Source organism: Gammaproteobacteria bacterium (assembly GCA_013696315.1).
Lineage (GTDB): Bacteria > Pseudomonadota > Gammaproteobacteria > JACCYU01 > JACCYU01 > JACCYU01.
Map to the genome: position 1 here is coordinate 1 of JACCYU010000158.1, position 10063 is coordinate 10063.

Genomic DNA, 10063 nt, shown 5'->3' on the forward strand with positions numbered 1-10063 from the left:
GGCATCGTCTGGGCGGGCAGCCCCAGCCACCGCAACGATCGCAACCGCTCCTGCGCATTACGTGAGTTCCTGCCGGTGCTAAGCACACGGGATACCGCCTTCTACAGTCTGCAAAGAGGCGAGGCCAGCCGTCAGCTTGCCGAGCTGCCGCCGCAGATCAAGCTCACTGATTTCGAAGGGCATTTGCGCGACTTAGGCGATCGCGCGTTGCTGCTCATGCAGATGGACCTGGTGATAAGCGTGGACACCTCGGTTGCGCACCTGGCCGGAGCCTTAGGCAAACCGGTGTGGACGCTGCTCGCCTACGTGCCGGACTGGCGCTGGGGGCTGGAAGGCGAGACGACACCCTGGTACCCGACGATGCGCCTGTTTCGCCAGACTCAACCCGGCGACTGGCCGAACTTGATGCAGCGGGTCGCGCAAGAACTCTCAGTATGGCAAAAGCCGTAGATCCAATGTTCTTTAGGCTCAGGTAGCCTCCCCCCAAGCGGGAAACGAACTCAAACCTGATCTTGATGCCCGCGCGCGACCGGAGCAGTATCGAAGGGAGGAAAGCCCAAGATACGTCGTCGGACGGCACCAGACCCACTCCGCCCGCGTCTATCCTGAATCCAACCCGCGGCAACAATGGCGGCTTGACCCACACGCATGCGCTGGTCCCCGCAAGCCCGGCCATCGATGCGGTGAGCACGGGTGGTCCGCTCCAAAAGACAGATCAGCGCGGGGTGCCAAGACCGCTGGACGGCAACAATGACGGTACCGCCCAGTCGGTGCCTTCGAACTGGTGCGTCCCGGCGCCGTGACCTGCGATGGTCTGCCGGCCACCCGGGTCGGCACATCCGCCAGCCAGACTATTAACGGCACCCCCGGCCCGGACGTGATCCAGGCCTTGGGCGGCAATGATCTCATTCGGGGCCTGGCCGGCAACGATGTCGTCTGCGGCGGGTCCGGTAACGATCGGCTGTTCGGTGGGCTCGGGCGAGGATCGCTTGTTCGGTGAGGCGGGTAGCGACCAACTGAACGGCGAGCTCGATTTCGACCGCTGCGACGGCGGCACGCCCGCCACCGGCGATACAGCCACTAACTGCGAGCAAGTGAGCAATGTGCCGTAGATTCGCAGGTCGGGAAAAATTCTCCGGGGAGAATTGGACAAGCTGAGCTCGCCCGCCTATTTCGTCACAGATCCGCCAGGAGCGATTTGGACTGCCCTTGGCGATGACGTAGCCGAGCTGATAATGATCCGGCCGCTCCAGAATCGCGAGGATATGCCCGCCACCGATCCGGCCGCCAAACGCCAGCGTGTCGCCCGGACGTTTCGGCATGCGCAGCCACAGCACGTCCATGGGCGGCGACCTCGCAACCGGAGTCAGTGCCGCGAGTTTGCGCAGCCGCGAAAAGCGCCCGTCCGCGGCTATCGTCAGCGTCGCGCGTAGCTCGTGCGTTACGCCGTCCCGCCGCGTGTAGCGCACGCCCGCGATGCGGCCGTTCTCGCGAATGAGGTCGCGCACGTTGGCGTCCATCAACAGGGTGAAATGCGGATATCGACGAGCTTGTTCGATGACGAATTCGAGATATTGGACCTGCGGGATCAGGGTGATATACGGGAACTTCGTCTTCAACCGGCTGAAATCCGCGATGGTTAAAGATTGCGTAGGCGTCTGAAAACCGAACTGGCGCAGTTTCGTATGCGGGAGATTCTGCAGCGGCTCGGCCAAGCCCAGTTCATCCATGATCTCCATCACCGACGGATGCAGGGTATCGCCGCGAAACTCGCGCTCGAAGTCCTGATGCATCTCCAGCAACGTGACCGGCACGCCGTTGCGCGCCAGCATCAGCGCTAATACCGCTCCTGCGGGACCGGCGCCGACCACGCAGCAGGTGGTTCGATCAAAAGTTGCCGCGTCTTTCATGTTCCTCCGGCATCCGGCGAATCGGGCCAAATCGAAAGGCCCGCTACGCTCATTCTTAACTTATGCTTGTCCTTGCATTAATAGAGGGCGGATAAAAATATCCCGTTTACCATCACCGCGATTAGTCTTTCGCCGGCGCAAGCTTTGGGCGTAAGGGCCAAGCGTAATAATCGAAGAGGATAGGTGTACCACCGATGGCCAGGCAGTACTGTCGAATAACTTGCTGACAGAAGGCATAGGTTTCCTCCGTTGCAATGTGCCCCATTGAAGCCGCATTGAGCGGCAAGGCGCTGGAGAGGCACTTATTGATGGTGTTCAAAATCCGGCTATCAAGGGCACAGTGAGCGTGATTGAGCAATCCCTCAGTGACACTCGGTGGAGTGAACGCGTGGCGAGTAAGCCACTTGACGTATAGGTCGACTAGCTTGTACTTGTGGGGAACAGAAAGTGGTTTGCTTTGAGTCCTTTGCCATGTGCGCCGAAGAGACTGCGCGAGTTCTTGATGCCATGCATCGAAATCCTGCCGAGACGAGGTTGCCTTAAGCAAGGCTTCGCCGGATAGCGACTTACTCTGATTTCGAGCCCACGCTCTATACTGAACGCTCGGTTTGTTCTGGTAGCCGGTAAATGCTCGAAACGTGTTTGCCCCAACACCGTAAGTGCTGTGATCGGCGTTCCATTTGCTTTGAGCGATGGACTCGCTGTTGATCCAGGGTATAGAGGCAAGAAAGCGCTTCGCCTCACCGCGATTGATGTACGGATCGATAGATGGCATGCGGATGTGACCCTGTGGTTGGAACTGGTTTCTGATGACAACTCTGGCGCGGCATTGACGATTTTTTGGCCACTGCCCGGCGATCGCGCGCGCAAAATTTAGTTTTGCGAATTCCCTGAGTAGATACCGCGAGAACATATGTCCCTGTAGTTACGACCCGGCCGCGTCGTTCAGCGAATTCCCGGCTCACGCCCACAACCATGCGGCGCCGCGGACGCCGCTGGAGTCGCCGTAGCGGGGTGGCAGTAAACGCGTGTCTACTCGATCGGAGAACACGTAGCGGCCCCATAATTGTGGCACGTTCGTGTACAGGCGCGTGACGTTAGCCATGCCGCCGCCGAGCACGATGATGTCCGGGTCCAGCAGATTGATGACGTGCGCGAGGCCGCGCGCCATGCGGTCTTCATAGCGTTGCAGGCTCGCCTCGGCGCGCGCGTCCTGCCGATTGGCGCGCTCGATGATTTCGTGCGTGGTGAGGTTTTCGCCGGTAACGTGCGTGTGATCGTGGCGCAGCCAGGGACCGGCCAGAAAGGTCTCGATGCAGCCATGCTTGCCGCAATAACATCGCGGACCGGGCCGCTCCTCGTCCCGCGGCCACGGCAGCGGATTGTGCCCCCACTCGCCAGCGATGGCGTTGGGGCCATCCAGTACGTGCCCGCGAATGACCACACCGCCGCCCACACCGGTACCCACGATCACGCCGAACACGACGTTCGCGCCCTGCGCGGCGCCGTCAGTCGCCTCGGACAATGCAAAGCAATTCGCGTCGTTGGCGACGCGCACGGCGCGGCCCAGCCTGGCTTCCAGGTCGGGCTTGACCGGTCGCCCGTTCATGCACACGGAGTTGGAGTTTTTCAAGAGCCCGGAAGCGGGCGAAATCGCCCCCGGCGTGCAGATGCCGACCGCACCCTGCTCTCCACATTCGTCCTCGACCGCCCGCACCAATTCGACGATCGCGCCTAAGATACCGTCGTAATCACCCTGCGGCGTGTCCGCGCGCCGCCGCAGAAGTTCGTGGCCGTCCTGCGCGAGCGCGATGATTTCGATCTTGGTGCCGCCGAGGTCGATGCCCAGTCTCATCGGCGGCGCTGGTTAGTCGCCTCGCGGCGCTTTGCCCGCGCGCGCGGACTGCCAGTATGTTTCCTGTTCGCCGTCGGCAAGCGCAAGCACGCGGCACAGTACGAACAGGAGATCGGACAGCCGATTGAGATACACGCGCATTGGAGCATTCACCGTCTCGACTCTAGCCAGCGTAATCACACGGCGTTCGGCGCGCCGGCAGATCGCGCGCGCGAGATGACAACTCGCCACCGCGGCGCTGCCGCCCGGCAGAATGAATTCCTTGAGCGGCGGCAGGTCGGCATTGAACAGATCGAGCGTGTGCTCAAGATCGTCGGCATCATTGGCGCCGATCAGCGCGTGATCGCGCATGCTCAGTTCACCGCCCAGATTGAACAAAATGTGCTGAATCTGCGTCAGACAGTCGCGCACTTCCAGCGGAATGTCATGCGCCAGCACCAGCCCGATGGAGCTGTTCAGCTCGTCCACATCGCCGATCGCCTCGATGCGCGCGCAATCCTTGTCCACCCGCTCGCCGCCGGTGAGTCCGGTCTGACCGGCGTCGCCGGTGCGGGTGTAAATCTTCGTCAGGCGATGGCTCAATCGTGTCTCCGTTAAAGTTGTATTGTCCCCGGATTACACTACCATCGCATCAGGCGCGCAAGCCGCACATGCGAGGCGCTATTGATCTGTCGTCGCTTATTCCGTACAGTTCCGGCGCTCTTCAACTCATGTTTCTGGTGCCCCGCGCGCCGCCAGGCGATCGGGGTCAAACGGGAAGCCGGTGCGCTATTCATCAGGAAGCTCCGAATAAGTCCATCCAGGACTTCTCAGAGCACGCAACGCCGGCGCTGCCCCCGCAACGGTAAGCGCGTTAAAGAATCAGCACGCAGCCACTGTGCATCCGCATGGGAAGGCGCTGATTTCAGGAATGGTCCATTCCGCGCGCAAGCCCGTATACCGGCCCGAAACGCTAACTTCCGGTATTGCGGCGGGCAATGGCGCGGGCGTTACGATCCAGCCTTCGACTTTTTCCTCCGCATGCCATTGACGTGCGCGGGTGTGCGCACCGGAGAATGGATCATGCGTATTCGTATCGTGGCGCTTTGCGCGCCTGGGTTTCTTCTGCCCGCAATCGGTGCGGCGCAACCGCAAGTAACCGACCTCGCCCCGATTATCGTCAGCGCCAGCCGCGACGCCGAACCCGCCGCCGACGCGCCCGCCTCGGTTTCCGTCATTACCCGCGACGACATAGAGCGCACGCAGCCACAAAGTGTGCTGGATCTGCTGCGCACACAGGCTGGCATCGACGTGTCGAGCAACGGTGGCCTCGGCTCTTTTTCCAGCGTGTTCCTGCGCGGCGCCGAATCGGACCAGGTGCTGGTATTGATCGACGGCGTGCGCGCGGCGTCAAGCACCGCCGGTCTGTTTTCGTTTCAGCAGCTCAACCCCGCGCAGATCGAGCGCATCGAGATCGTGCGTGGGCCGCGCTCCACGCTGTACGGCTCGGACGCCATCGGTGGCGTGATCCAGATTTTCACGCGCAAGCTGGACGGTCCCAGCGCGAGCATCGAAGGCGGCTCGTACGACACCTACCGCGCGCAGGCCGGTTACGGAGGCGGCAGCGACACGGTTCGCTACTCGGTTAACGGCGCCTACGTAGATTCCGATGGCTTTTCCGCCAGCAACGAGGACGCCGGCGAATTTGTCTTCGATCCCGATGACGACGGCTACGATGAGGCCAGCGTAACCGCCAGCCTGGACGCGACGCTCTCGGAGCGTGCGAACTTAAGCGTGAACGGATGGCGCAGCGACGGCAAGCTGGAACTGGATCAGGGCCTCACCGACACGCGCAACAGCACCATCGGACTCAATCTCGATTTCGACACGCTGCCAGGCTGGCAACAGTCCTTCGGCTTCGGCTACGCGCGCGACGATCAGGCCACAGACTTTTCGGGCTTTTTTTCCAGTGCCGAGACCGATCGCGTGACTTTCAACTGGCAAAACGAGTTGAGCCTGGGCGCCGCCCACCAACTCACCCTGGGCGCCGACTACTATCGCGACGCTGGCCTTTATGCCGACGACTTCAGCGCCTATGACCAGGATGCGAACAACATTGGCGTCTATGCCAATATGCGTTCGACCTTTGGCCGCAACGACGTGCAGCTCGGTCTGCGCTACGACGAGCACAGCGAGTTCGGCGGGCACACGACCGGGCAACTTGCGCTGGGCCGGCAGCTTACGGAGAGTCTGCGCGGGTTCGCCGCTTTCGGCACCGCGTTTCGGGCGCCGAGTCTGAACGATCTATTCTTCCCGAACTTTTCCAATCCCGAGCTCGATCCCGAACGCTCGCGCAGCACGGAACTGGGTGTGCAATTCAAGCCGTCAGCGGTGCACCTTTTTACCGCGGACATGTTTTACACCGAGATCGATGATCTGATCATTTCCAATCCGCCTGAGTTCATCCCGTTCAACGTCGACGAGGCGACCATCAAGGGCCTGGAACTCGGTTACGACGCCACCTTCGCGACATTGTGGAATTTCGCCGCCGACATAACCCTCCAGGATGCGCGCAACGACACGGACGACACCGAACTGGTGCGCCGCCCGGACCGAAAGGCTGCGTTCGGCCTCGCGCGAAACTTTTCGAACGGGGGTTCGATGTATACCGAGGTGTTGTTGAGCGGCGATCGTACCGACGTCGACGATGTGTCGCTTCCTGGCTACGAAATTGTCAACCTAAGCCTGCAATATCCGCTGCTGGACGGCCTCTTCGCCGAAGCAAGGATCGAGAATCTCCTGGACAAGGAATACGAACTCGCGTCGGGCTTCAACACGTCAGATCGGGCGGGATACGTAGGTTTACGCTACACGCCGGCACAGACAGACTGATCAGCCAGCCCAGATCCAGCCAGCCTTCGCGACGGGATCGCGTCTAGGCTTTTGTATATCTTCCCCGTTCTGATTCAATGCCCGCCCCGAGCGGGCATTTTTATTGCTGGTATGCGCCGCGAGGACAAATGTTTTTTCTAACGTTGACATGCTACCGTAATGCAACATACGCAATGGCGCCGGCAAAGGGCCGAAAACATTTGCCTCATGGCATCGTAAAGAATGCGCCGGAGCGATCGGGAACACGCTCCGTTACGCGCCGGACACATTAACCCTGTTCTCGTATTGTCGGCGTTCGGGTATGAACGTCGTTCATCGGTTATTTATGGAGAGGGACATGCATTTAGCCTACCCCGAGGATCGTGCGGACCGCACTAGGCCTCTACCACAAAATCGCGTCTTACTGGACTGGGTGACCAAAATGGCGGCGTTAGCGACGCCGGACGACATCCACTGGGTGGATGGGTCGCAGGAAGAGTACGACCGCCTCTGCGCCAGCCTCGTCGATGCCGGCACTTTCGTAAAATTGAACGAGGAACTGTGGCCCGGCTGCTACGCCGCACGTTCCGATTCAGGTGATGTCGCGCGGGTGGAGGATCGCACCTTCATCTGTTCGCGAAACCGCGACGACGCGGGGCCGACCAACAACTGGGAAGCGCCAGCGAAGATGCGCGCGCGGCTGGACGGCCTGTTTCACGGCTGCATGCGTGGACGCACCCTGTACGTGCTGCCATTCTGCATGGGGCCGCTGGATTCGCCGCTGTCGCAAATCGGCGTGCAATTGACCGATTCGCCTTACGTAGTCGTGCATATGCGCATCATGGCGCGCATCGGTCAGGCTGTATTCAAAAAAATCGACGAAGACAATCGCCCCTTCATGCCGTGCATGCACAGCATCGGCGCGCCGCTGGCGGCCGGCGAGAAAGACGTGCCGTGGCCGTGCAATGACGAGAAGTACATCGTGCATTTTCCGGAGACTCGCGAGGTCTGGTCATACGGCTCCGGTTATGGCGGCAACGCGCTGCTGGGCAAGAAATGTATCGCGCTGCGCATCGCCTCGAACATCGGCCGCGACGAAGGCTGGATGGCCGAGCACATGCTCATTCTGGGCGTGGAAAGTCCCAACGGCGAAAAGACCTACGTCGCGGCTGCCTTTCCCAGTCAGTGCGGTAAAACCAACTTCGCCATGCTAATCCCGCCAAAGGCGTTCGGCGAGTGGAAGCTGACCACGGTCGGCGACGACATCGCCTGGCTGCGCCCGGACAAGACCGGGCAGTTGCGCGCCATCAACCCCGAGGCGGGATTTTTCGGCGTCGCGCCCGGCACCTCGGTCAAGACCAACCCGAACGCTATGGCGACGATCGCGAAAAACACCATCTTTACCAATGTGGCGCTAACGCCGGAAGGCGGCGTCTGGTGGGAAGGCATGACGGACGTGCCGCCCGCCGAATGCCAGGACTGGCAGGGCAATCGCTGGACCCCCGAAATCGGCCACAAAACCGGCCGGCTCGCGGCCCATCCCAACAGCCGCTTTACCGCACCGGTCGCGCAGTGCCCAAGCGTCGATTCGGCGTGGGATGATCCAGAAGGCGTGCCGATAAGCGCCTTCATCTTCGGTGGCCGCCGCTCGACGACCGTGCCGCTCGTTTATCAGTCCTTCAACTGGACGTCCGGCGTGTACATGGGCGCGACCATGAACTCGGAAACTACGGCCGCCGCGACCGGCGAAGTGGGCAAACTGCGACGCGACCCGATGGCAATGCTGCCGTTTTGCGGCTATCACATGGGCGACTATTTTCAGCACTGGATCAGCATGCAGCGCACCTTGCAGGTCATCCCGTTCGTGTTTCAGGTGAACTGGTTCCGCAAGGGCGCGGACGGCCAATTTCTATGGCCCGGCTTCGGCGACAACATGCGAGTGCTGAAGTGGATCATCGACCGCGTACATGGGCGCGCGCGCGGGCTGGAGACGCACATCGGCTGGATGCCGACCTACGATGAATTCGACTGGACCGAATTGAATTTTCCGCGCGAGAAGTTCGAGGCACTGCAAACCGTCGATCTGACGGACTGGCGCGACGAGGTGCTGCGCCACGAGCAACTGTTCATCACCCTGCACGAGCGCATACCGCGCGAACTGCGCTACGAACGCGAACTGCTGATGTGCCGGTTGTAGCGCAGTGACAATCTTCGGGCCGTCGCGCGACGCGGCGGCCCGATTTCTGCGGCAATCCCGCGGACCCACCGCCCAAAGATGAGCGTTTCGCCTGGCGGCCCTCCCAAGCTGCCGCCAGAAGCTAAGTTCTTAATTTGAGCTTAGACTCGAGACTTAATCCCCGATACGCCGGATGAGGCCTGAAATTCATGCTCAATTCCGCTCCTTACCTGAGCGAATTGCAGTTAATCGAGCTACTGGACAAGTTTTCTGCCGCGGCGTACGCCTGCGATCCCCAAGGTCTAATTACCTCGTTCAACGCACGCGCAGTCGAACTCTGGGGGCGCGCACCGAAGACTTACGATCCGGTGGACTCCTACTGCGGGTCGTACAAGCTCTTTTCGACCGCAGGTGCACCGATTCCGCATAATCAGTGCTGGATGGCGCGGGCGCTCCACGAGAACAAAGCGTTCAACGGCCTGGAGATTATGATCGAGCGCCCCGACGGCAAACGCCTGACCGCGCTCGCGCACGCGAACCCGATCCGCGATCACGCAGGTCAGCTCATCGGAGCCGTGAACGGCCTGGTGGACACCAGCAACCAGCCGCACGCCGACGCAAGTCCGCAGCCGGAAGGCGCCCGGGACGAGTGGCTGGCGATCCTGGCTCACGAACTGCGGCATCCCTTGGCGCCCATTCAGCACATGGTCGATTACCTGAAGAAGACGCCGGATATCGGAGCCAGCCAGGTCGAGCAGGCGACGAACATCATCTCGGCCCAGGTCAACCAACTCACGCATCTGATCGATGATCTACTTGACCTCGGAAGAATCGCGCGAGGCGCCTACAGGATTCGCAAGACGCCGATCGAACTGGGCGCGGCAATCCAGGAGGCGGCCGAGACACTGCGGCCGATGATCGAAGCGCGAGGCCATGAGATGAAGGTCACAGTGCCGTCCGCGCCCATCATCGTTGAGGCCGATACGGTGCGGATCGGCCAGATTGTCAATAACCTGCTGGACAACGCGAACAGACACACCCAACCGGCGGGGCGTATCTCGGTCGAACTGACGTTAGACAGAGGCTCAGCCGTGCTGGACGTGCGCGATTCAGGAACCGGCATTCCACGCGCGCTTCTCCCGCACGTGCTCGAGCCTTTCACCCGCGGGAAGCGTTCACGGCTTTATCCCCGGGGCGGCCTGGGGGTGGGGTTGAACATCACGAAGGCGCTGGTCGAGCTGCACGGCGGCCAGATAAGCGTCACGAGTTCGA

8 protein-coding genes, 1 pseudogene and 1 riboswitch are annotated in these 10063 nt (G+C 61.2%); of the genes and pseudogenes, 5 read left to right on the plus strand and 4 right to left on the minus strand.

Annotated elements, in window-relative coordinates:
- Both H0V34_09385 and H0V34_09390 read left to right on the plus strand, forming a co-directional pair.
- Nucleotides 1-450, plus strand: a 450-nt coding sequence (locus H0V34_09385) for a TIGR03032 family protein (GenBank protein ID MBA2491894.1), incomplete at its 5' end; no start/stop codon positions are given.
- A gap of 331 nt (nucleotides 451-781) precedes the next feature.
- Entirely contained in the window at nucleotides 782-1000 is a 219-nt protein-coding gene (locus H0V34_09390) for a hypothetical protein (GenBank protein MBA2491895.1), read from the plus strand.
- Nucleotides 1001-1205: 205 nt separating this feature from the next.
- Here the strand turns inward: H0V34_09390 and H0V34_09395 are convergent.
- The 4 genes and pseudogenes from H0V34_09395 to H0V34_09410 form a co-directional block, all read right to left on the minus strand.
- Nucleotides 1206-1910, minus strand: a pseudogene (locus H0V34_09395) (FAD-dependent monooxygenase).
- A 121-nt stretch (nucleotides 1911-2031) separates the two neighbouring features.
- On the minus strand, nucleotides 2032-2685 hold the full coding sequence (locus H0V34_09400) for a hypothetical protein (GenBank protein MBA2491896.1): 654 nt from the start codon (nucleotides 2683-2685) through the stop codon (nucleotides 2032-2034).
- Nucleotides 2686-2871: 186 nt separating this feature from the next.
- A complete protein-coding gene (locus H0V34_09405) occupies nucleotides 2872-3765 on the minus strand; it encodes an ROK family protein (GenBank protein MBA2491897.1) in 894 nt (297 codons plus the stop codon).
- Between the two features lie 12 nt (nucleotides 3766-3777).
- Nucleotides 3778-4347: a cob(I)yrinic acid a,c-diamide adenosyltransferase gene (locus tag H0V34_09410; protein MBA2491898.1), complete on the minus strand. Its 570-nt coding sequence runs from the start codon at nucleotides 4345-4347 to the stop codon at nucleotides 3778-3780.
- A 118-nt stretch (nucleotides 4348-4465) separates the two neighbouring features.
- A riboswitch (cobalamin riboswitch) is annotated at nucleotides 4466-4728 on the plus strand.
- 99 nt (nucleotides 4729-4827) lie between these two features.
- On the opposite strand from H0V34_09410, the gene H0V34_09415 reads away from it, so the two are divergent.
- From H0V34_09415 to H0V34_09425, 3 genes are all read left to right on the plus strand, one after another.
- The gene (locus H0V34_09415) at nucleotides 4828-6636 is read left to right on the plus strand and encodes a TonB-dependent receptor (protein MBA2491899.1); all 1809 of its coding nucleotides are present in this window, start codon (nucleotides 4828-4830) and stop codon (nucleotides 6634-6636) included.
- Nucleotides 6637-6973: 337 nt separating this feature from the next.
- On the plus strand, nucleotides 6974-8812 hold the full coding sequence (locus H0V34_09420; GenBank protein MBA2491900.1) for a phosphoenolpyruvate carboxykinase (GTP): 1839 nt from the start codon (nucleotides 6974-6976) through the stop codon (nucleotides 8810-8812).
- A gap of 188 nt (nucleotides 8813-9000) precedes the next feature.
- A partial coding sequence (locus H0V34_09425) for a hypothetical protein (protein MBA2491901.1) occupies nucleotides 9001-10063 on the plus strand: 1063 nt, incomplete at its 3' end.

Coding starts and splice junctions, on each gene's coding strand:
- H0V34_09405 (MBA2491897.1), bottom strand. CDS start 3,765: ATGAGACTGGGCATCGACCTCGGCGGCACCAAGATCGAAATCATCGCG.
- H0V34_09415 (MBA2491899.1), top strand. CDS start 4,828: ATGCGTATTCGTATCGTGGCGCTTTGCGCGCCTGGGTTTCTTCTGCCC.
- H0V34_09400 (MBA2491896.1), bottom strand. CDS start 2,685: ATGCCATCTATCGATCCGTACATCAATCGCGGTGAGGCGAAGCGCTTT.
- H0V34_09420 (MBA2491900.1), top strand. CDS start 6,974: ATGCATTTAGCCTACCCCGAGGATCGTGCGGACCGCACTAGGCCTCTA.